The following is a 26,282-nucleotide window of genomic DNA, read 5'->3' on the forward strand; positions in this document are numbered from 1 at the left end:
TATGCGAAATCTCTTATTCATCTTTTTAGCCGGAATCACTCTTTTCGGTTGCAATACGTATTCAGAAGAACAAAAGTCTAGTTTAAATGCTGATGCTGAAAATTATGCTAAAAAGAACCAGTGGAAATACGAAGTTCTTGATGGAGGATTAATTCTAGAAGTTCTAAAAAAAGGAACTGGAACAGAAAAAATCCAAGCAGGAAGTATGGTTTCAATTTCCTACAAGGGAACTTTAACCAATGGCAAAAAATTCGATGTAACGGAACCTGGAAAACCCTTTGAAGCAAATTTGAAAGGACTCATTGGAGGTTTTCAAATCGGACTTCTAAACCAAGTTTCTGGCACTAAATTGCGTTTAGTCATTCCACCACATCTGGGTTATGGAGATGATCCTTTGGATAAAATTCCAGCAAATTCAATTCTGATTTTTGAAATAACTATCGAAAAGGTTTTCTAATATCACTGAATTCATATCGAAAATTTAAGCCCCAACTTCTACTTTCGTTATAACTTGTCTTACCTTTTGTAAACTGAAGTGCTATTCCGTAATTCATTTCAAATCCCAAGCGCATTCTTTTTAACACTGCGTTTTTCTTTGATAAAGCAAAACTGATATCCAAAGGCACACAGATTAACAATCCTTTTGCCATTTTTGCAGAATATTCGCTGATTTGAGGACTATTCAAACTGGGAGCAGAAATCGGTGAAGTGTAATTACTCTCATTTACTCCCTGAATAACATAAGTTTCTGTAACCGCTGATTTCACTTCAGAAGAAGATCCTATCAGGAAAAAGATGTCTAAGCCCGTTTCAAATTGAAAAATGCGATCTGGCCTTAGAGTGAAGCGCTCTCCAACTCCAATCATAAATGATTTTATCTTGTAATACTTTTGAATGTCCTGTCGTTTGTTTCCATATACATAATATGGGTTTCCCGTTTGATTTGAAAACAAGGTATCAATAACAGTTCTGTTTTCATGAAACCAATACTTGGATACTTTTGCTTCTGGACCACCACCCAAATGAATAGTGGTCTTGGTTTGGAATTTCTTTCCAGCACGTTTCTCCTTGTTATTGATAAACGAAAAGGAAACTATACTGTAAAAATCGTCGGCAGCTGAATCAAACTGATCTACTCCGTCTGTGTTTACTTGAAATGAATCAGGGACTTGAAATCCAGGAGTCATTCGCTCCCACTCAGCATCCGTAAAAGCAATCTTATTAAGACCAATCCCACCAATACTCGTTTTGATAATGTAAGCTGGTATATTTGATTGTAAAGAATCTTTTTGTTGGGCAAAATTGATTCCTGTAATTAAAAGGAACAAACAGACGATATGGGTTTTCATTAGTTGGTTTTTCACCAAAATTAGAAATTAAATCTTTATCTCTTGTGAATGAAATTTAAAACGCAAAACGGAAATTCATTCCTCCGCTGATACTGAAACTATTACTCGTTTTTCCTTTTGTAAACTGCATTCCTAGTCCTGGATTTAACTCTCCACCGATTCGCATTCTGCTAAGAATTTCATTTTTCTTTGAAAGCTTAAAGCTCATCTCTAGTGGAATTCTTAGAATAAATCCAGGAACAAAAGTACCTTTAAATTTTTCACTTCTTGAATCATTCAAAACAGGAGTTGGGTAATAGGCATTCGCTATACTATCATTGCTATCTGGTATTCCATCGATTCTGTAATCATCTATATAAGATGCTTTAACATCACTATTAATGCTTAACAAGCATAAAAGATCCACTCCCGTTTCAAACTGAAACAACCGACTCGGATTTGTCGCAAAATGTTGTCCAATTCCAAAAGCCAAAGTACTCGATTGATATGTTTTGACAATGGTTTGAGTTCTATTTCCCGTTACATAATAAGACGCGGCTGTTTGATTCGAAGTAAGTGTATCTATAATTTGTTCACTTTCATGTCCCCAATACTTTGTAGCGTTATTTCCAGGCCCATATCCCAAATGAATCGCTGTTGTAGTTTGAAATTTTCTACCTGCTTGTTTATTCTTTCCATTAATAAAGGAAAAAGAGAACATGTAATAAGAAGTGCTACTAAAAGATCGAAAATCATTTGAATAGTAACCATTGCCTATATCAGCTTTCAAGGAATCAGGAATTTCAAACCCTGGCGTCAATCTGTCCCATTCTGAATTTGTAAAATCAAATCGATTCAAGTTTGTCATTCCATGTGTCATCTTCACGATGTATGAAAGTGTCTTTGTTTTTACAGAATCTTTTTGCTGTGAAAAAGTACTTCCAATGATCAAAACAAAAAATAAAGTAATAGGGCTTTTCATAATTATTCGGTTATACTGATTGATTAACAACGATATCTGTTATTTATTGTGTTCTAAACTCAAAAATAAGGCTTCAACAAGAACTATAACAAAGAATACATATTCATAAACCTTCAGTAAAAAACCAATTATTTAATTCTCAAAATACTCATTATCAAATACTTTTAAGAATGTTAAGAAATATAACAAATTAGCAATTTAAAATCGGCTAAAACATTGCTAAAACGAAAAGAAACTCCTATTTTTGAATCGCATTTTAAAAACGAAATTCTAAATTCTCAAACATGAGTGTTCTAGTTAATAAAAACTCTAAAGTAATTGTACAAGGATTCACAGGAAGTGAAGGTACTTTCCATGCAGGTCAAATGATTGAATATGGAACAAACGTTGTTGGTGGGGTGACTCCAGGAAAAGGAGGTTCTTCTCACTTAGATCGTCCTGTTTTCAATACAGTTGCTGATGCAGTAGCTAAAACTGGTGCAGATGTTTCTATTATTTTCGTTCCGCCAGCTTTCGCAGCAGATGCTATTATGGAAGCTGCAAATGCTGGAATTAAAGTAATCGTTTGTATTACTGAAGGTATTCCTGTAAATGACATGGTGAAAGCGAAAGAATACTTAAAAGGTTCTGGAGCTCGTTTGATCGGTCCAAACTGTCCAGGTGTTATTACTGCAGGTGAAGCAAAAGTTGGTATTATGCCAGGTTTTGTATTCAAAAAAGGAAAAATTGGAATCGTTTCTAAATCAGGAACGTTAACATATGAGGCAGCAGATCAAGTTGCTAAAGCTGGATTAGGAATTACAACAGCAATCGGAATTGGTGGTGACCCAATCATTGGAACTACTACGAAAGAAGCTGTAGAATTGTTAATGAATGACCCAGAAACAGAAGGTATCGTAATGATCGGTGAAATTGGTGGTAGCTTAGAAGCAATCGCTGCTCGTTGGATCAAAGAACACGGTACAAAACCAGTAGTTGGATTTATCGCAGGTGAAACTGCACCAAAAGGCCGCACAATGGGTCACGCAGGTGCAATCGTTGGTGGTGATGATGATACTGCTGAAGCTAAAAAACGCATCATGCGCGAGTGTGGAATTCACGTAGTTGATTCTCCAGCTCAAATCGGTGCAAAAATGGCAGAAATTTTAGGAGTTACAGCGTAATCGCTACTAGTGAATACTAAAAATCCCGTTCGTCAACTGATGAACGGGATTTTTTTGTTTCAAATTTTAATTTTCTATCCAACAGATTGATTAATTTCAAATTACAATTAGCACAAACGATCATGGGGAATCCAGACAAATTTGAACAATATGAATCCCAAGACCCAGGCTTAGGAACTTCCTATCAAAAATCTGTAAAACGAATATTAAACGAAGATGGATCTTACAATATTAAACGTATTGGAACAATCCGAATGTTGAAAGATTTCTACAAGTATCTAGTCGATTTAAATGCCTGGAAATTTGGAACTTTTCTAGTAGGTAGCTTCTTAGTTGCAAATCTATTATTTGCTGGAATCTATTGTTGGATTGGAACTGAGCACTTACATGGGATAAATCCGAATCAAAATCCATTTATAGCCGCCTATTATTTCAGTGCCCAAACATTTACAACCGTTGGTTATGGAGCAATTGCTCCTATTGGAAATCTTACATCATTCGTTGCGGCAATGGAAGCTTTTGTAGGTTTGATTGCTTTTGCCATTGCAACAGGTTTAATTTATGGCCGCTTTTCAAGACCTTCAACCAAAATTGCCTTTTCACACAATGTAATTATTACGCCACATAAAGACAAAATGGCTCTGATGTTTAAAATCGTCAATCAGCGAAATAGTGTTTTATTAAATACAAAAGTACACGTTTTACTATCGATGATAGATGAGGATTCATCGAGTAATATGATTACTAGAAAATATTACAATATTCCTCTAGAAGTTGATTTTGTACGTTACTTTCCGCTTACTTGGACGCTCGTTCATGTCATCAATGATGATTCTCCTTTATACAACATCAATTTATCCGAAATAAGAGAAAAACTTTCAGAATTACTCATTATTATCGAAGCTTTTGATGAAACCTATTCACAAACTGTTATTCGCAAACATTCTTACGCAGAACATCAATGGGCAACTGGTGTGAAATTTAAAAAGAATTTCAGCGCAGATGATAATGGAACAATCATTCTAAATATCAACGAAATAAGCGATTTGGAAGTCCTTTCCTAATTATCAATTAGCAATGTTACAATTATCAAGCTCATACTTACTTATCACGCTTTATAATAGCTAATTCATAATTCAAATTAGTACTTTTGATGTATGACACAATATAGTTCTGCTTCTTACCCAGTAATGGAACACTTTTACACCATACAGGGTGAAGGAAAATATACAGGAACATCGGCCTATTTCATTCGTCTTGGTGGTTGCGATGTAGGGTGTGTTTGGTGTGATGTAAAAGAATCTTGGGATGCGGATATCCATCCCAAAATGACCGTCGATGAATTAATAACTGTTGTTGCTCAATATCCTGGAGAATTAGTTGTTATTACTGGCGGAGAACCAGCAATGTATGATTTGTCTGTTTTGGTAGATGCGCTCCACTCCATTGGAAAATATGTAGCAATTGAAACTTCTGGAACAAGCCCATTAGTTGGTGCTGTTGATTGGTACACTTTTTCACCAAAAAAATTTAAATCTCCCGTTGATGAAGCATACAACAAAGCTTCTGAGCTAAAAATTGTTATCTTTCATCAATCAGATTTGAAATGGGCAGAAGAGCATTCATTAAAAGTAAATGATGCATGTGTTCTCTACTTGCAACCTGAATGGTCAAAAAGGGAACAATTATTGCCAACAATTATTGAATACGTAAAAAATCATCCAAAATGGAAGATTTCACTGCAAACGCACAAATACTTAGAAATACCATAAGCATGAAAAACCTTGTATTGGCCTTGTTCATTTTAGCTACAGCTTCTTGTTCAACAGCACAAATGACTTATTCTTCCAAAAACAAAAAAGCAATTGCATTATACGAACAAGGTAGAGATGAACCTGGAAAATCAGTTGACCCCATTACACGCGGTCCCAATTATGCTGGTGGAATTGCTCTTTTGGAGAAGGCTCTTAAAATAGATCCGACATTTTGGGAAGCTCACATGGTAGAAGCAGAAATGTATGAACTAACAAATCAACCTTATAAAGCAATCGAACAATACCGAAAAGCATTAGCAATCAATCCAAATCATTCTCCGTCAGGTGGAACATATTATTACCTTGGAACACTCGAATACGCGGTTGGTGAGTATGAAAATGCCAAGAAAAATCTAACAACTTATACACAATCAAAAGGTGCACATCCAGATAATTTAGCAAATGCAAAGCAAATTATCATAGACTGCGATTATGCTATTGAAGCGATGAAAAATCCGAATCAATTTAAACCTATCAACCTTGGTCCAGGGGTAAATACAAAAGATTCAGAATATTTCCCTACGATTACTGTTGATGGAAAAACCTTATTATTTACGCGTAGAATTGAAGATAAAAGAGTTCCTATTTATGGTGAACAGGAGGATTTTTATGTTTCCAATTTAAGTACATTTAATACATGGGAAACTGCTATTTCGATGCCTAAAAACATCAATACGTTGAATAATGAAGGAGCTCCAACAATTGGTCCTGATGGTCGAAGTCTAATTTTTGTTGCTTGTACCGATGAATCTGGAAGTTATGGCGACAATCGAAAAGGAAAAGGAAGTTGTGATTTATTCTATACCAAACGTCTTGGAGCTCAATGGCTAGATCCAGTAAATCTTCCTGGAGCAATCAATACCCCAAGTTGGGAAACACAACCATCCTTATCTGCTGATGGAAAAACCCTTTATTTTATTCGTAAAGTGATGGCTCGAGGTGGAAGACCTGATTCAGACATCTATACTGCAACACAAAAAGAAGATGGATCATGGGATGTGCCAGTTCGCTTGCCAAATACGATTAATACGCCTTACATGGAAGAATCAGTTTTAATTCACCCTGATGGAAAAACCCTTTATTTCTCTTCTCAAGGACACAGAGGAATGGGAGGATTAGACATTTTCGTGTCTCGAATGAACGAAAAAGGTGAATGGGGAATTCCTGAAAACTTGGGTTATCCAATAAACACCAGTGCAGATGAAAATTCGCTGTTGGTTAGCGCTGACGGAGAAATTGCATTTTTTGCTTCCGATCGTGAAGGTGGATTTGGAAAACTAGACCTTTATTACTTCATCATGCCTGAAAAATTCAGACCAATCAAAACAGTCTACTTCGATGGATTAGTATTTGATGCTTTAACGAAAAAAACAATACCTGGGAAATTCTCTTTAGTAAATATCAAAACGGGGAAAGAAGTCATCAAATCCGAAGCGGACCAAGTTAATGGATCTTTTACGGTTTCTCTACCAATCAATGAAGAATATGCCTTGTCAGTGAGTTACCCTGGCTATACTTTCTTCTCACAAAATTTCAACATGACAGTTGCGGATAATCAGGAATCTTTCCACATGGATGTTCCAATGGTTCCGATTACCGATATATCAAACATAAACCCTTTGAAAAATGTATTCTTTGATTTAGACAAGGCAATCTTACGTCCAGAATCATTTTTAGAATTAAATAAACTAAGAGATTTATTGAAAGCGAATCCAACTATGAAGATTGAAATAGGTGGACATACCGATACACGTGGGGATGCTGCTAAAAATATGCAACTATCAGATGCTCGTGCCAAATCAGTGAAAGAATATCTAATTGCTCAAGGAATTGAAGCTTCACGCCTTTCTTCAAAAGGATTTGGTGCAACAAAACCAATTATTACTGATGATGTGATTAATAAAATGGCAACAGAAAAAGAAAAAGAGAAAGCGCATCAAGAAAATCGTAGAACGGAATACAAGATCGTCAAATAATGCAGTTCATCCGACTCATTCGTCCGATTAATTTACTCGTTATAATCCTGACGATGTATGGAATTCGCGTGTTCTTCATTCCGTATATGTCGGAAGATCTATTACTGAAGAAAGCTCACCCGCATGAAGCTCTGGATTATTTCTTATTGGTATTTTCAACAGTCTTGATTGCAGCTGGAGGAAATATTATAAACGATTACTTTGATGTAAAAGCAGATCGAATCAATAAACCAAACAAAGTAATCATTGGCAAATACATCAAACCAAGATGGGCAATTGTTTCTCATTGGATTTTGAACTTCATTGCATTTTCTATTGCTTGTTATCTAACGTGGGCTTATGAAACTTTTTGGTATGTATTCATTCATTTATTAAGCATTAATATTCTGTGGTTTTACTCCATGTATTTCAAACGAAAATTTTTGATTGGAAACATCTTGATCGCCGCTCTAACAGGATTGGTTCCTATTCTTTGTGGAATCCACTTTTTAGGATTGACAACTCCATTTCACAGCGCTAACTTCTTAAGTGATTTTGCCGAAGATGCGAATTGGATTTCCAGATTAAATCTAAAAATATTCTTTGTCGTAGCACTTGCTTTTTTCGCTACAAGTTTGAATTTGGTACGAGAAATCATCAAAGACATGGAAGATGTGGAGGGTGATCTACAGCTTAAGGCGAAAACAATTCCTATCGTTTTAGGAGTCAATAAGACAAGATGGATTTCATTCTTTTGTTTGTTGGCAATTATAGCAATTTCACTCCCGTTTTTGATTGAAGGATATGCTGTTTTCAACGAAACATTTTTACTTGTCATTGGACCTTGTTTCATTATTTATTTCTTTTTACTTATCTCTTGCTTCATACTTTTAACAAGTACAAATCGCTCATCTTTAAAACGTATTGATATTATTTTGAAACTAACCATGCTCATTGGTTGTTGCATGCCTTTTTACTGGTACTTTCTATGAAAAATATTAGTTGGATTTTAGGTTCACAATCGCCCAGAAGAAAAGAATTGTTGGTTGGAATTGGAATTGAATTCGAAGTCAGAATCAAAGATACCGAAGAAGTTTATCCGGATTCACTCCCTGCAAACGAAGTTCCTGAATTTCTCGCAACATTAAAAGCAGCGGCGCTTCTCCCCGACCTTACAGACAACGAAGTCATAATCTGCGCAGATACAGTCGTCATATTGGATGGGAAAATATTGGGAAAACCATTCGACTATGAGGATGCACGACAAATGCTTTCAAAATTATCCGGTAAAAAACACACCGTGATAACCGGCGTTTTTATCGGGTCCAAAGATAGATCCACTTCCTTTTCAGAGCGAACAGACGTTGAATTTGAAACATTGAGTGACAACGAAATAACGTATTATATTGAAAAATATATGCCTTTCGATAAAGCGGGATCTTACGGAGTTCAGGAATGGATCGGTTACGTGGCCGTGAAACGTATGGAAGGGACGTATACAAATGTAATGGGACTTCCAACTAATCGATTGTATAAAGAGATACAGAAATTCATTTAAAGGTGGTTGAGTGTAACCTACCAAAAAAAACGCGATTCAATTGAATGAACCGCGTTTTCAAAATTCGTTTGATTTTATTATTGCTTGATAAACGGTGTAGTTTCAGAGCCATTATCTCCGCTTACACGTACCAAATAGTATCCGTTTTGTAAATCACTGACCTGGAAATCTGCAGCGTAAGTTTGATTGGTATTTTGAACAGCTTTCGTTTTCACAATTCTTCCATTCATATCAATCACCTCTACTTTCGCATTGTTTCCAACATTTCCTACCAATTCCACTCTGATTTTATCTGAAGATGGATTTGGGAAAACAAGTAACTCATTTTCTAAAATTGCTTCATCCAAACCTAAAGTAAATCCTACCGAAAAATCATATCGGTGATAAGTCCCAAAATCTGCGGGGAAACTCTCTATGAAGGAACCTCCAACTTTTCGAATCCTAAAACTACCTGTCGTTTCACCTTCAACTTGCGAAGAATACCAAAATCCAATTCCATCATCATCACTATCTTCCAAGATAATTGAATAACACCCAGATGCCAAATTGAAGGTATCTTTATAATCTGTCGTATTTGTCAAAGTAGTTCTTTGGAAAATGACAGTTCCATTTTGATCAATTAATTTCCATTTGTTTTCACTCGCTTTATTATTGGTATTAAACCAAATGAAGAATGGGCCATTAATCAGTTCAGGAGCAGTATATTTAGCTTTAAACACATTGTTATTTGGGTATTCATCCAAAGAAGCAGAACCATTTATTTGAAATACATCTGCATAGAAACCGTTTGCCGGATTTGCCCCGAACCAGAAATTTTGATTTGCAATTGGAATCTCGACAATCTCTTTTTGAAGGAATCCTAAATTTCCTGTCCAAGAATAATCAATGAAATTACCATAGCTTACCCAAATTCGAATCTTACAAGAAGTTAAAGGAAGAGCCCCGTTATTTTGTAAAATCACTCGTGGATTAGAACAAGTCGGATTCCACTTACTGTAATATTCATAGCTATTTGGATTCAAAATATCCAAAATAGCTGCATCGTGTTGAAAATTCGGAGCAGAATAGGAAACCAAATCTATCGCCGTCACAAAATTACCCCCAGCTTGTCCAGCATCATTGGTTGGAACATCAGAAATATCATAATCAATTGAAACGGTATTTCCTGGTGTAACGTACGAAGTTAATTCATGATCAAACTCTCTAACCATATCACCTGGACACCAACCTTCACGAGCATAAGGCCATGTACCTCCTTGTGCAATATTTGGATTTTGACCACAATCATCTCTCCATATACTCCAACTAAAACGCTCTACTCCATTCACAATAATTTTGTGTTGTTTGTCTTGCCATTCGCAACATGCACCATTTCCAACTTGTCCGTGACCTGTTAACCGTGTTCTGATTTTAAAATTTTGAGATGTATCTGATAAAGTAACTTGTTTAGCTTGCAAGACTACATCATTTGCCATTTCTGCATAATTATATGATGTCCAATTTTGCCAAATTGGCTCAATATTGTGAACATCTCTTGCTGGAATACCTTCCACAAATGCAAATTTCAAGTCAATTAATTCTTGCGTATTGTGCGCCGCTAAATCAACCATTCCATGCAAGTATTTTTGATAGTCTGTCACATCATAAATCCATGTAAATCCTTGAGGTCCCAAATCAAATCCAATTCCATAAGGAGTAATGTATCGACCAATTTCAACATCATTTATTTCCTCAAAAGCGGCTTCATAATAAGTAATTGTTTGATTGATCAATGTTCCATCAACCACACTAGGTCCAGTATGAAGAAGCGCTCCATTACTTCCAAGTGTATCGATTGTTCCCTGATCGTATTTGATTGTATTAGAAACAATGTGAAAACTATGTTCTCCTGGTTGATATTCAAATACTACACTCGGTTTAGGGAATTGTGTAACTAAAACAGAATCTGCAGTTGCAGGATTCATTGTTCCTTGAATTAAGTCAATTTTTGGAATACTTGTCGATGATTCCAAACCAGCAACAATAGTTTGATTATTTTGAACCAAGTTTAAATCTGAGCACATTCCTAAACGATTATGACCTGAACGATCCATCATTGCAAGTTGACCATCGAAATCATAATAAACTTCCAAATCTGAATAATTCGGATGAGTCGCTGCAATCTTTTTATCTTTCCAAGCAGCTATTGTTGCAACATCTAATGCGGTTGACCATACCGAAAACTCATCGATTGATCCTTTCCAATTGGCGTTCAATTCCTTGGTAGTTCCTAATATAAATTTAGTAATCTTCCCAACTGGTAAATTTAATGCAGAGCCCGTATGCCATTGAACTCCATCTTTGTAAATAAACATCTGACCAGTTGAAGTTTTCTTAACAAAAGCCCAATGATGCCAAACATTATCAATATCTGTTGCTGTAGCTGCCTTTGAAATTCGATTATAAGAACCTCCCATTCCAGCGTCCCAATAAATGGTGTTATCTGACCAAGGCATATGAATATTCAAAATACGATTATTTACAGAATCCGCAGCCTCAATAATCGAAGTTGATTGTGCTGAGTTTCCATTTCCTTTTGCCCAAAAAGCAATCGTAATATCGCCTCCAAGATCAACATTATTCAGATTGATCTCCGCATAATTCGTTCCATTGCTGGTGAAAACTCCATTTGAATTATCAAAGCTCAAAGTATTTCCAGCCGAAACGTTAGTCATTGCCATATCAACCTGTGTTAATCCTTGACGAGCATCTAAAAATTTTACTTCAATTACTAAATTGGATGAACCATCATAAATAAATGGATTTGAGAAATTTATGGTGTTCGATCCACTCACGATTCCAGTTAGCTCATTGTTATAAACGGTTGTGAATCCAGATGTTTCTAAAGAAGTCAAGGTGTTTAATAACGTTGATTTAATGCGAATTTGAACCCCTTGAAGCGAGCCCAATACATTCAATAAACTCAAATTCATTCCTTGAATATCTCCTGCCACAACTCCACTTGTTGCTAATTCACTTGCTGGAATAACCCACTGCAAAGTTTTCCCATTTCCATTCGCACTTACAAATGTAATTGGCGCAGTTCCTGTTCCAGAGATGGGATGAATAGTTGTCGTTGCCTGTGATCGTTTTTGCACCTGCATCCACTTTTGATCGTAATAAGGAGCATTTGCAAATGGATAATTAGCAGGAGATAATGTATTCACTCTGTATTTTTTTCCATCCACTTGAACAGAATCCATAATTCCAGTATGATCAAAAATGCGTGTATATGCCAAATAATCCCATTCTCCGCAATTGTATTGATCCCAAGTGGTCAATGGAGAACATTTGAGTTTGTAATACATCAATACTTTTTCGAAACGTTTGGTATCTAAACTTGTCGGAAATTGGAATTCAGCCCTTCGTGTGCTGATAGTGTCAAACGTATACGTTTGAACCCAAGTGGTGTCCTGAGCAAAAGCAGTAACTGCAATAAATGCTAAGAAACTGGAGAGAATGAGTTTTTTCATGTTTTATAATCAGTATAGGATTGTAAAGATACGTGAAACTCATCTTTTGCTATATCGATTTTGTGAGATTTAAATGTTAAATGCTTCAATTTTCAGTCAAATCACCTATAAATATTGAAATGCTGACTAATAAACTTTAAAAATTGGAAGCCGATTAAACGTCTTTTTTTCAAAACGGTCACTATTCTGATAGACAAAGAAAAGCTGAGCTTCCCCACTTTTGGCAAATTCAGGATCAATCGATTTCTTGTTTTCCAGCATCTGACGAAGGCTTGGATTCTCTTTGAGTAAATTTGCCGCTTCATCTTCAAAAACATAAGCCGAGAAATATTCTTTTTCTTGAAGATAACTATCCATGAAATTCCAAGCAAAGTATGAATCTTCACAACGAGGTTCTAAAACAGAGACTATAAATCGCGTTCTTTTCTGGTCACACGGAATCCAAACACTTCCTTTCGGAACACGCACAATTTCCTCTTGTTCTGTACTTTTTACTTTTCGGTGAATAAAATGACCTTCATATGGTTTGCTTCCAGTTTCAAAATCCACAATACGAATTGTATGAACTTGTTTCATTGAACTATCCATTTCAATCATTTCAACTCCATTCATCTGTAAGCGCTCAATAATTTCTGTTGCTTCTTTTGAAATAATGTATCCTTTAGGAATTATTACAGAGTCTCGATACCAATAAGTTTGATAGTAAGGAATATACTTCGTAAATGGTTTCGAACGATTATAAAACAAACGGTTTTTTCCAGATACTTCACTCGGCTTGTATCCAAATTCATATCCTTTGAACAAAATGGAATCTTTTTGATTCGTCAATTGATAATTGAAAGGTAGTTGAGCTTTCCTACCAATATCTTCTCTAATTACAGATGACTCTCTTGCTTTTTCAATAGTTTCCCCATGCTTCTTCGACCAATGAAAAATCCAATCCATATAAGCTTTCGTTGCTTGTACACGTTGCGGAAATGGTTTTAGCATGTGCGTTTCAACTGTAATACTTATTGAATTAAAAATAGCCGCATATCCTTGCGCGTAGCGCGGTAAATCATTAAATACTTGTAAACCAGATTCTGGAGTCTCTTCCATTGTTTCTACATACGGTACCCAATCCCAGCCTTTCTTTTTCAAATCTGGAGTAAGCGCTGGAAAGTACTGATTTTTCATCAAATTCTTCATCGAAGCACTCATTCGCTCTTTCATAGAATGAATCAACGTAAGTGTATATTGATAATCAGCTCCGTTCGATACATGATTATCCACAAATACATCAGGTTCCAATCCATGGTAGATCTTCGCAAATGTTTTCATATTCTTCGAATCCATTTTGATACAGTCCCGATTCAGATCCAAGTTCTGAGCATTTCCTCGAAATCCGTATTCTTCTGGCCCATCTTGATTTGCTCTACTCAACGAAGATCTATTCATCATTCCTCCAATATTGTAAGCCGGAATAATTGCGATGACAGGTAAATCTTTAGTCGACTTTCCTTTTTTAATCCATTCTTCAATCCACAACAAACAAGCATTTACACCGTCTGGTTCTCCTGCATGAATGGCATTATTGATTAAAACAGTTGTAGTTGATTTCGCTTTCTGAAAGGTTTTCAAAGAATCTCCTGCTCCATTAAGGAGCACCAAATATATCGGGAATTCAGTATCCGATTCTCCCATTTGGTACAACTCAATTTCAGCGTGTTGTGAATCCCACTTTTTGTAAATCTCAATCAGTTCTGGATAGGTAGGAGTTCGGTTTCCATCCCATTGTGCGAAACCAAGGAGCGGAAATAGAATTGCGAAAAATGTTAGCTTCATGCTCTAAAAATAAGAACTCTAATCCGAAATATTCACCGCAAAGAATCAAAGGACGCAAAGAGCCAATGTAGAACATTGTATTCTCAGCGATTAACTTTTTACAGAGTAGTAAGATAAATCAGATCAAACTGCCAGTTTCTCCAAGGCAATCTCGCGTTTCGCTTCTTCCCGGTGGCTAATACCCCATTGAATCATGCTGTCCATTACTTCTTGTAGCTGTCTTGCAGATTCAGTCAATTCATATTCAACCAAAACAGGTGTTGAATCATGAACCGTTCGTTTCACAATGCCATTCAATTCCAATTCTTTCAGTTCTTTGGAAAGCATTCGGGGAGTGATCTTTGGCATGGTGCGCTGGATTTCCGTGAAACGACGACTTTTTCCAAAAAGCAATGCCCCGATAATCTGCAGTTTCCATTTACCTGAAATCACGTTCAAGGTATCAGTCATCGCCAATACAAACTGAATGGGGCAAGATTTTGCCTGCTCAAATGTCATTTTCTGTTCCATACCGCAAAGTTAATCGGTACAAGTATACTAAAGTATATCGATATACAAAAGTATAGTACTTCTTTTTGTATAGTCAGTTTCCATAGCTTTGTCCTGATAACCCCGACGATGAATGTCGGGATAGGACAAATTAAAAAATAGACAAATGATTTTAGTAACAGGTGCAACAGGTAATTTGGGAAAGGCAACAGTTGAATTTCTAGCAAAAAAGATTCCTGCAAAGGAAATAGCAGTATTGGTTCGTGATGCAAACAAAGCAAGCGATTTGAAAGCATTGGGCGTGGATGTAAGAGTTGGTGATTACCATGATAAGGATTCATTGGTAAAAGCATTTCAAGGAGTTGAAAAAGTGCTTTTAATCTCTTCCAATGATTTTAATGATCGCTTAGGTCAACAAAAAAGAGCTGTTAATGCAGCGAAAGAAGCTGGAGTGAAACACATTCTTTACACAGGAGTTTCCATGCAAAACATCGAACAATCGGCTTTAAAACCATTCATGGGAGATCATTTCGATACAGAAAAACACATTTTAGAATCTGGATTAACGTATACATTCTTGCGTGATAATTTATATGCAGATGTCCTTCCAATGTTTGTTGGAGAGCATGTACTTGAAACGGGGATTAACTTTCCAGCAGGAAACGGACGCGTTCCTTACACTTTAAGAACTGAAATGGCAGAAGCTTTTGCGAATGTATTGAGTACAGCAGGACATGAAAACAAAACGTATGAAATTTCGAATGTAGAAAGCTATTCTTACCAAGATGTTGCTGATGCGCTGTCTGCTCATTCTGGAAAAACAGTGAATTATACAGATGTTTCTGTTGCCGATTTTTCAAAAACGTTGAGCGAAGTTGGTCTTCCTGAAGCGATGATTGGTTTTTCAGTTGGCTTTGCAACAGCAACAAAAGATGGTGATTTCGATATTCCGAATACTCATTTGGAGCAACTTTTGGGAAGAAAACCAAGCTCTTTGAATCAATTCATCGGAAAGATTTTCCAATAATCAATTCGTGTTGATTTCAAAAAGCGGTTCGTTATTAGCGAATCGCTTTTTTTATTTTGTAATTTCAGGGTGAAATCAAATTATTCTGATGATGCTAATTCTAGATTTTCTAATCGGATTCTTACTAGTAAACGCACTTCCCCACTTCGCGTTTGGAATGACGAAAACACGCTTTTTGGGCATATTTGGGTATAAACCTATTGCTAATATTTGGTATGCCATTACCCAATTTGCTCTTGCATTGGTATTATTTCACGTCAACCACGGAATCGAAACAATTTTACAGAACGGAATTTTTCTAGGAGCAGTTTGCACGTGTTTCTTATTTTTAATATTCGGGAAAACAATATTGAAGTTCTATCAAAACAAATAGTTCAACGTAGAATTTAGAATGCAGAATTCAGAGAAATTCACTCAAAATTCTGCATTCAACATTCATAATTAGCAACATGGATTTATTCAGCTCTTCAGATCAAACAACGAACTTACTTCCGCATGACGGAACGGTGAATTACTATGGCGTTGTTTTTACGAAAGCACAAGCCGATCTTTTCCTCGATTATCTGCTGGAACACATTGAATGGAAAAACGACGAAGCAATCATATTTGGGAAAAAGATTATCACGAAACGAAAGGTAGCTTGGTATGGAGATCGGGCATTTGAATATACTTACTCCAATACCACCAAACAAGCTTTGCAATGGACCAAAGAACTATTGGAACTCAAAACAATCGTAGAAGCTAAAACGGGTGAAACGTTTAATTCCTGCTTGCTTAATTTGTATCACGACGGCAGCGAAGGAATGGCTTGGCATAGCGACGCAGAAAAAGACTTGAAGAAAAATGGAGCAATTGGTTCATTAAGCTTTGGAAGCGAACGAAAATTTGCTTTCAAACACAAACAGAGTACCCAAACTGTTTCAGTTTTGCTTGAACATGGAAGTTTGCTCGTAATGAAAGGAGAAACGCAAACGCATTGGCTCCACCGACTTCCACCAACCAAGTTATCCAAAAAACCACGTGTTAATTTAACTTTTCGAACGATTGAGAAATGATATTTCAAATAAGAATTAAATTTTCATTGAGATATCGGAGGTAAAAAAACAATAGACTTCTCTTGATATACGGAGAAAAGATCCCTTAGATTTTCATTGTCCTCAAAAGAGAATATCTCATTAGTTTTATTCCATTTAATCCTTTCATAGTTTGAAAAAATGTAACTAAAAAAAACTCTCAATGGGGCAGGTTCTTCAAAATTGCCGTATACACTGGTCAAGTATGCATTGGATTTAGTTTCGACTGCAAGGTTTACAGTCTGATCATCAGACCAGGGTGCACTATATTCAGACTTAAGTTGTCGAAAATTGATATACTTTAACTTATCTGCCAAAATCGCATAAAATTCTTCATCCTTTTTAGAAGTGTAATTACCTTCTTTCTCTGTAAATGAAATCCCTTGATAGAGCATATCTCCTGATTTTTTTATCTGAAATATAAAGCTCTGACAAGTACCAAAACACCCCGTACTGTAAAAAGTAACCTGATTCCAATTTAATCTGTTTCGCGCTTTGGCTTTGTGGAGAGATAAAGTGTCTAAACCATCTTTCGCGCACGATTCTTTTAAGTTCTTACTTAAGGGAAGTAAGCATAACATTTGATTATTTACGCTGCAAATCTTAAATCTCATTCTGTTACCAATTATTGGACTACTGGATGTAATTCGAAGTTCCAGAATAGAATCATGAATTTTATAACGATTCAAATTACTTTGATTATAAAAAACATGGCAAATACTATCATTAAAGTATAGATTGAACTGTTTCATCTCACCTTTAATGGTATCGTTCATCAACCAAAATCCTTGCAGTTCCTTCTTTATTTCTATTGATGTTTTTACTTTTTTTGATGAATTACACGAGAGAGTAAATAAAACTAAAAAAATAATTAGACTGTGAAATTTCATACTATCAAATTAATTGCTTTGATTCTCAAGTTGTAGCTTTACATTTTTCAATGCTTTTCGAGTGCAAAAGGTTTGATAAGGAATTGAAAAAACAGGCCCAACCAGTCTCGACAGAAAACTTCCTGGAACAGAATAAGTAGCAATTTTAAAAATGATTTCACCCTCCATTTCTTCGGCTGTAAATGCAGAAATTCCTTTTTCCACATGGCCTTCCAATGTTTCGTAACTGAAGCCTTTCTTCGTAGGTTCATTGAAAATTTCCTTTATCCGAACACCAAATACAATCTTCTGTGAAAAGAATTTAATGGGCGGGATAAAAACTTGCTGAACAATCGTGTCTCCAATTTTCATCTTTCGATTCTCTTCTTGCCACTGAGCTTTGAAAATGAGGATATTACTTGGGAAAATCTTATAGTCAAATAGAAAATCGAGGTTCAATTCCTCCAAATTTTTAGTCGTAGCAACTACGACAGTAGAGGTTTTCTCTTTTAAAAGTGCTTTGTCATAAGACATCACTTTCCCCAACTTCAATGAATGAAGATGTTTGGATAGTTTATCGGTTTGATTTATTAGAAAAATTCTCATTCCTTACAGAGATTAGCTCTTAAAATCAAAAATACATGAATTTCCAATAAGATTTGTTACTTCCTACGTGTTGAATAATCCTTAAATTCGAGCAACAAACCGACAACTTATTTTATGGAAGACCTTTTAGATCAAATCCCTTCAAAATCAAATAACACGATTCAATTTCGTTGGTGGGTCATTCTTATTTGGGTGAGTGTTTTTATGACGGGCTATTTCTTTAAATTCATGCACTGGCCTGGAAATAGCATTGTGAGAGTAATTGGTACGGGAGGATTTATGGCATATTCACTCTCTTTTTTGATCCTTGCCAAGCCTCGAACCACTCCAATCATTGTATGCAACAGCATTAGTCTATTATGGACTCTTATTCTCATTTGGGGAGCTCTTTTCAACGGTGGTTATCCTTTCAATCTACAAGGAATAACTATTCAAGGAATTCTATTTGTTATTTGTTTTCTCATTCATTTGGGTGTTTTGTATCTCATGAAAAAAGTTCGAGCGAAAAAAAACTAATTCATTCCTTATTTTTGGATTCAAAATTAAATCTTCAACATGTCCGACTCTTTTCAAAAACACCCCATAGTTTTTTACAACGTAGAAAACCTTTTTGACACCATTGACGACAAATCATTGTTAGGAAATGAAGAGTTCACTCCTGAAGGGAATAAATTGTGGGATGAAGAACGGTATCAGACAAAATTGAATCGTTTGGCAGAAGCTTTGATGTTCATTAATGGCTCCACTCCACTTGCATTTGGGATGGCCGAAATCGAGAACCGAAAAGTAGTAGAAGATCTAATCAAAACAGGGGCTCTTGCTCAACGAGATTATAAAATAGTCCATTACAACTCCGAAGACCGACGAGGAATGGATTGTGCTTTTGTATATGACTCCAAATTTATCCAATCAGAACTCGAAACCCGATTAATTATTACTGTAGAAGATGAACCACATTTTAGAACCCGAGATATCATTCACATGAAAGCGAAAATCGGAAACAATTCTATCCATTTCTTTGTGAATCATTGGCCATCCAGAAGAGAGGGTATTTCGGAATCTGAAAACAGAAGAAAAGCAGCAGCAATGACTCTCAGAAGAGAAATTGATGAACTATTAAACGCGGAGAAAAACGCAAACATCTTGGTAATGGGTGATTTTAACGATACTCCTGACAATTACAGTATTAAAACGATTCTTCGTGCCAAAGGACAACACGAACAAACAAAAGGAGATCTAATTAATCTCTTAATTGAAGAACATAAAGATGGATTTGGAACGACCGTTCACCAAAGGGAATGGGATATTTTTGACCAATTGATTGTTTCCCAAGGACTTTTACAAGGTCAATCAGGATTAGAGGTACAAGGAAACAATGCACATATTGCACATAGAAAAGAATTGGTTTTCACCTTTAAAGATGGAGGATCAAAACCAAGTGCAACTTATGGTGGAGATACTTATCACGGGGGATACTCAGATCATTTGCCTGTTTTTTTAAATCTAAAATCAAAGCAGTCCTTTTAAGTCATGAATGCAGCAAGAGATTTTCTAACAGAATTCAAATCCATTCGAAACTTCGCAGAAATAGTTCCCGTTTTAGTCAAAGACGAAGAACTAAGAACTTCTATTTTTGCAGAAATTGAATCGGAAGAATATCCATTTCCAGAATATGCTTCTTGGATTGCTGTTCATTTTTTCGATAAACATCCTAATTTGATGACTCAAAATCAGTTCGACTCCATGATTTCTGTACTTCTGAAAACATCCAATCATTCTGTACAACGAAATCTAACCAATGCATTGGTAAACGCACCTTTCGATTGCTCAGAAAATGGAGAAGTCCTTGATTTACTCATTGATTTTCTCCATCAATCAGAAGCACTTCCTGCACTCAAATACCACGCGCTTCGCATGATAGAAAAACACTTTTTGCCAGCGTATCCCGAATTGATGAGAGAATTAAAAACATTATTTGAGGTGATTTCCAATCATCCAAAAAAATCGATGCAGTCGATGGCTCGAAATTTTGATAAAAAATACCGAAAACATCCCTTTTACAACTAAATAGAAATCTCTTAAATAATGGAAATTCAAGAATTAAAAACGATTGAAGAAATGTTACCTCATCTTAGCGTTCTTCAGGAATTGTATCCAAAGCTGGATTTAGAAAGCTATGAGCGCATGTTACAAGCTATGATTCCCAATAATTACGGCCAAATCGCTTTGTTTTCAGAAGGTAAATGCATTGCAATTAGCGGATATTGGTTGGGGACAAAATTATGGTGTGGATCTTATTTAGAATTGGACAATGTCATTGTATGTGAAGCAGCAAGAGGAACTGGAGCTGGGAAATTGATTCAACAGTATTTGGAAGAAAAAGCAGTCCAGTTAAATTGCACCTTAATGGCCTTGGATGCTTATACGAATAACTTCAAAGCACATCGCTTTTATTACAATCAAGGCTATGCTCCAAAAGGATTCCATTTCATCAAAATATTGAATGAAAAAGGGTTGACTTAACATCCTAATTCAATCTACCCAATTCAATTTTAGTTACCTCATCTCGAATAGTTTTTTCACAAAGCTGAATTTGATTTACTATTTCTGAAACCAATTCTTTCATTTCTTCTTCATTCAGCGTCTCATCTTTTTCCAATTTCAACAATAAATCTGCTGTTATGTGCATCCCAAACAATCGGGCTGGACTTAAAATTTGATGTGCTTGTTTACGCAATTCAACCAAATCCCTTTCTTCATAAAACTGAATCAAATCCAATGAATATTGCGGCATCATTTCGAGATAAGCTCCGTACATATCCAGTAAATATTCCTCACTTCCTTCTGCACGTTCCTCCAAAATAGATAGATCTATAAATTCTATTTCATCTTCCCGCTTTTCATTTTCAATTGTTGTACTGATTCCATGATCTTGGGAACTCCATTTTACAAGCAGCTGATACAATTTTTCAGGGTTAAATGGTTTAGATATATAATCATTCATGCCAGCTTCAAGGAACTTATTTTGATCTCCAACCATTGCAGCAGCAGTAATTGCGATAATTGGAATAGAACAAGTTGGTTCAGCAAATTTAGTTCGAATAAAAGTTGTTGCTTCCATTCCATCCATCCGTGGCATATAGTAATCCATCAAAATTAAATCAAAGCTTCTATCTTTCAAGATTGAAATAGCATCAATGGCATTGTCAACGGTATGTACATCAACATTCCATTTGCCTAAATCATATAAAATAACGCGCTGATTGATTTTATTATCCTCCACAAGAAGAATACGCAAGCCATGCAGGTCTTTCATCAACACGATATCTTCCTGCTTCATGTTTTTCGTTTCAACATGCTGTTTGTGCAATTCAAAATCGAGCTCAAACACAACTGTTGTTCCATTTCCTTCCTGACTAAAAAGATGAATTTCTCCTCCCAATGCCTCCACCAATGATTTAGCAATCCCAAGACCTAAACCTGTTCCAGAAGTTGTTCGCGTTCGATGATCTTCTATCTGCATGAAATTCTCAAACACGAAATCTTGTTTGTGCGTTGGAATTCCAATACCTGTATCTTTTATTTCAAAATGAATGCGTTCCATTCCATTTTTCTGTTCAATGGAATAAACTTTCAGTGTAATACTTCCTTCGATGGTAAACTTGATAGCATTTCCTACAATATTCAACAAGATTTGGTTTAATCGAATGGGATCACCAATGATGTAATTAGGGAGTTTTTCCGTAAACTCTAAGTTAAAACGGAGTTTTTTCTCTTCCGATCGGTATGAAATTGAAGTAGCAAACGTATTCAGTAAATCACGCAGTGAAAAACGAACATATTCAAATGTCATCTTACCTGCTCGAATCTTTGAAACGTCCAATAAGTCATTCACCACATGAAGAAGGCCATTTGCTGATGAATCTAAAGTGTCCAAAATTTCTTGTTGTGAATGAGACAACTTTTCATCATTTAATTGTCTCGTTAACCCAATGATTCCGTTCATCGGTGTTCGAATTTCATGACTCACATTTGCCAAAAAGAGTTCTTGAGTTTTCAGTGCGTTTTCAGCCTTTCTTTTTTCACGAATAGCTAATTCTCGAGCTTCCAACAAATCGGTAATATCTGTATCGACATAAACCAAAAATTTCAATTCATCTTGCTCGTCAAAAACCGGAGTTAGAGAAGTCTGAATGTACTTTTGTTCCTGATTCTTCAATTCCTTAAATGATTGAAAGATGATTGACTCTTTCTCATCTACCGCTTTCTCAATAAAGGAAGATAATTCAGCACGGGTTAAACCGCTTGCATTGTAAATACTAGTTCCTTTACTTTCTAAAAATTCCTCCGAAGAATTCCATCCATACAAACGTACAAATCCTTCATTTATCCATGAAATAATTCCATGTGCATTCGTAATAGTGATTCCATTATTGGTATTACTAGCAACAATCGATAATCGCTCTAACTCTTTGTTTTTGGATAAAATAAGTTGATTAGATGAAACCCTGTCTTTGTATCGAACATAAATAAAAATCAACAAGGCAATCAATAAGGCTATACTTCCGATTAATAAATTTCGAATAACCACCTGGTTTTCATTATTATCGCTTTGCAATAACTTATTCCGATTCAAAATCGCGATTTCTTCGTTTTTCTTGTTTAAGTCATACAAGAACTGAAGTCGAATCAATTCCTTGGCATTTTCATCATTACTATTTTCCTCGAACTTTAAATTGTATCGAAGTCTGTATTCATAAGCAGCCTTATAATTCCCTTTCAAGCTTTCCAATTCTGAATAATATTCATAGAAATACTTGTATTCTGACAAAAACTGAAACCGTTTAATATAAGTCTCATATTCTTTTAATAGTTCTTCAGCATCATTTACTCTCTTGGAAAAAAGGTAAGATTTCAGCAATAATCGACAATTACTAAAAATATAATCTGGCAAAGCTTGTCTCACATAAATTACTCGAGAATAATCCAAATATTTCTTCAAACTATCAACTTTCCCCTCTAACCCATAAGCCTCTCCAAAATTTGAATATCCAACTGCATGGCTCAAAGTATCATTTAAGTTTAATGAACCGTAGATGCATTTTAAAGCATAATTTCTACTAATTTCTAAATCTGTTTCTCTTTTTAGAATTTTATAATAAATCAAATATAGATTTGAGAGATTGTTATTACACTGCAAAATGGTGCGACTTCGTTTTTTTGTTTTTGCTTCTAGTAAGATTGATTTATAAACTTTCTTCGCTTCATCTAAATACCAGGTACTGCTTTTTTCAGAGCCATAATCCGTCAAACAATGTCCAACATAATTTTTACTTTCTAAAAAACCCGTTAAATCTTTTGCCTTTTGATATGATTTCATAGCTGCTTCAAAGTGATTTCGTGCTTTTAACAAAACATCAAGTTCCTTAAAAATCCAGCCGATAATGAATTGTGCTTCACCAATTCGAGAGTTGTTTTCTGTTGCTTGAGCAAAAGAAAGTGCTTGATAAGCGGTGTTTATTGCAGATTTATAATCACCACTTTGCATTTGAGCAGAACTAAGGTCTATCAATATTCGATGTTTTAGTCCCTTATTGGAAGTAGCTTCTGGAAGTAAAATCGCTACTTTCAAAATACGAATACTCTCATGAATATTCGTGCTTTCTAACTTTCTGGAAATGTCAATTAATTTAGTTACTGAAATTTTCGAATAATCCAGTGAATCTGCAAAAGCCTGCGGTACAAAGAACAGCAAAAACAGCAAAAACGGATAAAATTTCTTACGCGCCTCAGTCATAGTAAAAAATATTCATCTCTTTGAAAGACAGAGAATTAATGTGAAAATAACAATTATTATTCATCTGGAATTAGAGAAGTATTAAAAAGACATCTAAAATGAGTAATTCAAGCGTTACAGTAAATGAATCAGGTATTTGGCTACCTATTTTTCCAATTTCACTTCATTAATGATAACTATTCCTTAAATTCGAAATTCGATAAAATAAAACTATGAAAAACAAAATTCTCCTCTCTCTCCTTTTCCTTCCATTTTTTCAATTTGCACAAGATTCTCAAGGATCATGCTCTTCCATTAAAAAGCATAATCATTCTCACTTAAAAAGCAATACATTCACTGTTACACAAATTGCTCAAACGGAGCTTTATGATGTTCACTATTACTTTTTGAACCTAAATATGACAAATCTGTCGACCACTCTTTCTGGATCGGCTGAAATACATGCAAAAGCGCGCGTAAATTTGGACACAGCTTTGGTAGAACTTTACAATTCATTCACTATTTCATCTATCGAAGTTGATGGTACTCCTGTTTCTTATAACAGACAAAATAGTGCATTGAAAATTCCAATCAATAAATTACTTGGTCAAAACTTTGTAATCCGTGTGAATTACAGTGGAACACCTCCAACTTCAGCGACAAATCCACTAGGTGGAGGTGGAATGACCAATGCAAGTTCACCCTCTTGGGGAAATCAAGTAACTTGGTCTTTGTCTGAACCATTTTCAGCGTATGAATGGTTCCCTGTAAAACAATCCTTAAAGGACAAGGCTGATAGTTGTTCTGTCTGGGTCACGGTTCCTTCCAATTGTAAAGCAGGTTCCAACGGTCTTCTTCAACAAGTGGTGGATTTAGGAAATGGAACACATCGCTTTGAGTGGAAACACAAACATCCAATTGATTATTATTTAATTTCAGTGGCAGTTGCCAAGTATGTGGAATACAACGTTACAGCGAATCCAGCAGGTTCAGGTCCTGTATTGATTCAAAACTTCATCTACGATAATCCAGGAACTTTACCGAATTTCCAAAACGATATTGACGAAACAGTGGATTTCATAGAATTGTATGCCGATTTATATGGTCCTTATCCATTCGCTGACGAAAAATACGGGCATTGTATGGCTCCAATTTCAGGTGGGATGGAACATCAAACAATGACCACACAAGGTTTTTTCAATCCAACACTTACTGCACATGAATTGGCTCACCAATGGTTTGGAGATCATGTAACATGCTCTTCATGGGCAGATATTTGGGTAAACGAAGGGTTTGCTTCTTATTCCGAATACATCATGTTAGAAAATTTATATCCTGGTGACGAACTTCAAGACATGCTCGATAAGCATTCCAATATTATGTCGCAAACAGGAGGTTCCGTTTGGGTACAAGATTCATTAAACGATGGAAGTATTTTCTCTGAAAGATTGGTTTACAACAAAGGCGCTGCAATTGTGCATACTTTGCGTTTTTTAGTCGGTAATGACCAAGTATTTTTCGATGCTTTAAAAAACTTTCAAGTCATCTATGCTGATTCAGTTGCTTCAGCAATCCAATTAATTGATGTAGTCGAAAATGAAAGCGGCTTAGATTTCACCAATTATACCGAAGAATGGTATTTTGGCCAAGGATACCCAACCTACTCTGTTCGTTGGAATACCGTTGGAAACGATTTACTACTAGAAATCAATCAAACAACTTCCAGACCAGCAATTACCCCTTTGTTTACAAATGATTTGGAATTGTTATTTGATCGAACAACTGCTGCTGACACAACTATTCGCTTTCAAATTACTGGAACTCAAAATCAGTTTATTATTCCAAATGCAGCTGATTTTGTCAACATTACGAAAATTGATCCGAATAACTGGATCTGCAATAAGTCAAATGGAATTGTAAAAGACGCAAATTTTACTGCTGGCATAAAAGAAAATCCAAACAGACCAAGCATTTCGATTTATCCAAATCCAACGAATGGACCAATTACTATTGAAATGGCAAATCATTGGGGCGATTTTCACTTGGCGCTTATGGATCACAAGGGAGGTTTAATTCTTTCCAAGGATTTCACTAGTTGGACCACACTTGATTTGAAAGAATACGCTCAAGGAACATACATTTTACAAGTAACAGATATTAAATCTGGAGAAGTGTTTTCCAAATTGATTAAGAGATAATTCATTCAAAACTCATTTTGATAAACCACTTATTCGTTGATGGATAAGTGGTTTTTTGATTTAGCAGATTCTGATAACATTAATTAATCACAATTTATGATTCACCTT

The 26,282-nt window shown here is 35.6% G+C and carries 23 protein-coding genes; 15 read left to right on the top strand and 8 right to left on the bottom strand.

Features of this window, described 5'->3' with window-relative positions:
- Nucleotide 1 precedes the first annotated feature (1 nt).
- Nucleotides 2-457, top strand: a complete 456-nt coding sequence (locus tag FLUTA_RS19445) for an FKBP-type peptidyl-prolyl cis-trans isomerase (protein WP_013688618.1) — start codon at nt 2-4, stop codon at nt 455-457.
- Here the strand turns inward: FLUTA_RS19445 and FLUTA_RS19450 are convergent.
- Nucleotides 438-1,349, bottom strand: a complete 912-nt coding sequence (locus tag FLUTA_RS19450; RefSeq protein ID WP_013688619.1) for a hypothetical protein — start codon at nt 1,347-1,349, stop codon at nt 438-440. The genes FLUTA_RS19445 and FLUTA_RS19450 overlap by 20 nt on opposite strands.
- Nucleotides 1,350-1,404: 55 nt before the next feature.
- Nucleotides 1,405-2,310: a hypothetical protein gene (locus tag FLUTA_RS19455; protein ID WP_013688620.1), complete on the bottom strand. Its 906-nt coding sequence runs from the start codon at nt 2,308-2,310 to the stop codon at nt 1,405-1,407.
- Nucleotides 2,311-2,594: 284 nt separating this feature from the next.
- Here FLUTA_RS19455 and sucD point away from each other — a divergent pair, with 284 nt between their 5' ends.
- From sucD to FLUTA_RS19485, 6 genes are all read left to right on the top strand, one after another.
- Nucleotides 2,595-3,473 (top strand): succinate--CoA ligase subunit alpha, encoded by an 879-nt coding sequence (gene sucD, locus FLUTA_RS19460; protein WP_013688621.1) that lies wholly within the window; start codon nt 2,595-2,597, stop codon nt 3,471-3,473.
- Nucleotides 3,474-3,559: 86 nt separating this feature from the next.
- Nucleotides 3,560-4,537: an ion channel gene (locus FLUTA_RS19465; RefSeq protein WP_148235474.1), complete on the top strand. Its 978-nt coding sequence runs from the start codon at nt 3,560-3,562 to the stop codon at nt 4,535-4,537.
- Nucleotides 4,538-4,630: 93 nt separating this feature from the next.
- On the top strand, nt 4,631-5,245 hold the full coding sequence (locus FLUTA_RS19470) for a 7-carboxy-7-deazaguanine synthase QueE (protein WP_013688623.1): 615 nt from the start codon (nt 4,631-4,633) through the stop codon (nt 5,243-5,245).
- Between the two features lie 2 nt (nt 5,246-5,247).
- Entirely contained in the window at nt 5,248-7,263 is a 2,016-nt protein-coding gene (locus FLUTA_RS19475) for an OmpA family protein (RefSeq protein WP_169312104.1), read from the top strand.
- Nucleotides 7,263-8,234, top strand: a complete 972-nt coding sequence (locus tag FLUTA_RS19480) for a geranylgeranylglycerol-phosphate geranylgeranyltransferase (RefSeq protein WP_013688625.1) — start codon at nt 7,263-7,265, stop codon at nt 8,232-8,234. The genes FLUTA_RS19475 and FLUTA_RS19480 overlap by 1 nt, the downstream gene beginning before the upstream one ends.
- Nucleotides 8,231-8,800, top strand: a complete 570-nt coding sequence (locus FLUTA_RS19485) for a Maf family nucleotide pyrophosphatase (RefSeq protein ID WP_013688626.1) — start codon at nt 8,231-8,233, stop codon at nt 8,798-8,800. The genes FLUTA_RS19480 and FLUTA_RS19485 overlap by 4 nt, the downstream gene beginning before the upstream one ends.
- A gap of 77 nt (nt 8,801-8,877) precedes the next feature.
- Here FLUTA_RS19485 and FLUTA_RS19490 read toward each other — a convergent pair whose 3' ends face one another.
- The 3 genes from FLUTA_RS19490 to FLUTA_RS19500 all read right to left on the bottom strand — a co-directional run bounded on the left by FLUTA_RS19490 (nt 8,878) and on the right by FLUTA_RS19500 (nt 14,646).
- Nucleotides 8,878-12,312: a T9SS type A sorting domain-containing protein gene (locus FLUTA_RS19490; protein ID WP_013688627.1), complete on the bottom strand. Its 3,435-nt coding sequence runs from the start codon at nt 12,310-12,312 to the stop codon at nt 8,878-8,880.
- Between the two features lie 126 nt (nt 12,313-12,438).
- Nucleotides 12,439-14,136, bottom strand: coding sequence for a M14 family metallopeptidase (locus FLUTA_RS19495; protein ID WP_013688628.1), 1,698 nt, complete (start codon nt 14,134-14,136; stop codon nt 12,439-12,441).
- Between the two features lie 123 nt (nt 14,137-14,259).
- Nucleotides 14,260-14,646: a winged helix-turn-helix transcriptional regulator gene (locus tag FLUTA_RS19500; protein WP_013688629.1), complete on the bottom strand. Its 387-nt coding sequence runs from the start codon at nt 14,644-14,646 to the stop codon at nt 14,260-14,262.
- A 145-nt stretch (nt 14,647-14,791) separates the two neighbouring features.
- Here FLUTA_RS19500 and FLUTA_RS19505 point away from each other — a divergent pair, with 145 nt between their 5' ends.
- From FLUTA_RS19505 to FLUTA_RS19515, 3 genes are all read left to right on the top strand, one after another.
- Nucleotides 14,792-15,652, top strand: a complete 861-nt coding sequence (locus tag FLUTA_RS19505) for an SDR family oxidoreductase (RefSeq protein ID WP_013688630.1) — start codon at nt 14,792-14,794, stop codon at nt 15,650-15,652.
- 88 nt (nt 15,653-15,740) lie between these two features.
- Nucleotides 15,741-16,025: a hypothetical protein gene (locus FLUTA_RS19510; protein WP_218916780.1), complete on the top strand. Its 285-nt coding sequence runs from the start codon at nt 15,741-15,743 to the stop codon at nt 16,023-16,025.
- Nucleotides 16,026-16,101: 76 nt separating this feature from the next.
- The gene (locus tag FLUTA_RS19515) at nt 16,102-16,707 is read left to right on the top strand and encodes an alpha-ketoglutarate-dependent dioxygenase AlkB family protein (RefSeq protein ID WP_013688632.1); all 606 of its coding nucleotides are present in this window, start codon (nt 16,102-16,104) and stop codon (nt 16,705-16,707) included.
- Nucleotides 16,708-16,730: 23 nt separating this feature from the next.
- Here the strand turns inward: FLUTA_RS19515 and FLUTA_RS19520 are convergent, their stop codons facing one another.
- Nucleotides 16,731-17,615: a DUF6438 domain-containing protein gene (locus tag FLUTA_RS19520; RefSeq protein ID WP_013688633.1), complete on the bottom strand. Its 885-nt coding sequence runs from the start codon at nt 17,613-17,615 to the stop codon at nt 16,731-16,733.
- A 9-nt stretch (nt 17,616-17,624) separates the two neighbouring features.
- Nucleotides 17,625-18,200: a DUF1990 family protein gene (locus FLUTA_RS19525; RefSeq protein ID WP_013688634.1), complete on the bottom strand. Its 576-nt coding sequence runs from the start codon at nt 18,198-18,200 to the stop codon at nt 17,625-17,627.
- A 114-nt stretch (nt 18,201-18,314) separates the two neighbouring features.
- Between FLUTA_RS19525 and FLUTA_RS19530 the strand changes: the two genes are divergently transcribed.
- Genes FLUTA_RS19530 through FLUTA_RS19545 form a run of 4 tightly spaced genes read left to right on the top strand, consistent with a single transcriptional unit; the run spans nt 18,315 to nt 20,723 of the window.
- The gene (locus FLUTA_RS19530) at nt 18,315-18,716 is read left to right on the top strand and encodes a hypothetical protein (protein WP_013688635.1); all 402 of its coding nucleotides are present in this window, start codon (nt 18,315-18,317) and stop codon (nt 18,714-18,716) included.
- Nucleotides 18,717-18,755: 39 nt separating this feature from the next.
- Nucleotides 18,756-19,727 (top strand): endonuclease/exonuclease/phosphatase family protein, encoded by a 972-nt coding sequence (locus FLUTA_RS19535; protein WP_013688636.1) that lies wholly within the window; start codon nt 18,756-18,758, stop codon nt 19,725-19,727.
- Nucleotides 19,728-19,730: 3 nt separating this feature from the next.
- The gene (locus tag FLUTA_RS19540; protein WP_013688637.1) at nt 19,731-20,267 is read left to right on the top strand and encodes a hypothetical protein; all 537 of its coding nucleotides are present in this window, start codon (nt 19,731-19,733) and stop codon (nt 20,265-20,267) included.
- An 18-nt stretch (nt 20,268-20,285) separates the two neighbouring features.
- On the top strand, nt 20,286-20,723 hold the full coding sequence (locus tag FLUTA_RS19545; RefSeq protein WP_013688638.1) for a GNAT family N-acetyltransferase: 438 nt from the start codon (nt 20,286-20,288) through the stop codon (nt 20,721-20,723).
- A 4-nt stretch (nt 20,724-20,727) separates the two neighbouring features.
- Here FLUTA_RS19545 and FLUTA_RS19550 read toward each other — a convergent pair whose 3' ends face one another.
- Complete coding sequence (locus FLUTA_RS19550; RefSeq protein ID WP_013688639.1) at nt 20,728-23,997, bottom strand: ATP-binding protein; 3,270 nt, start codon at nt 23,995-23,997, stop codon at nt 20,728-20,730.
- Nucleotides 23,998-24,209: 212 nt separating this feature from the next.
- Here FLUTA_RS19550 and FLUTA_RS19555 point away from each other — a divergent pair, with 212 nt between their 5' ends.
- The gene (locus tag FLUTA_RS19555; protein WP_013688640.1) at nt 24,210-26,174 is read left to right on the top strand and encodes a M1 family aminopeptidase; all 1,965 of its coding nucleotides are present in this window, start codon (nt 24,210-24,212) and stop codon (nt 26,172-26,174) included.
- Nucleotides 26,175-26,282: the final 108 nt, after the last annotated feature.

This window comes from Fluviicola taffensis DSM 16823, from assembly GCF_000194605.1.
In the GTDB taxonomy this organism is placed as follows: domain Bacteria; phylum Bacteroidota; class Bacteroidia; order Flavobacteriales_D; family Crocinitomicaceae; genus Fluviicola; species Fluviicola taffensis.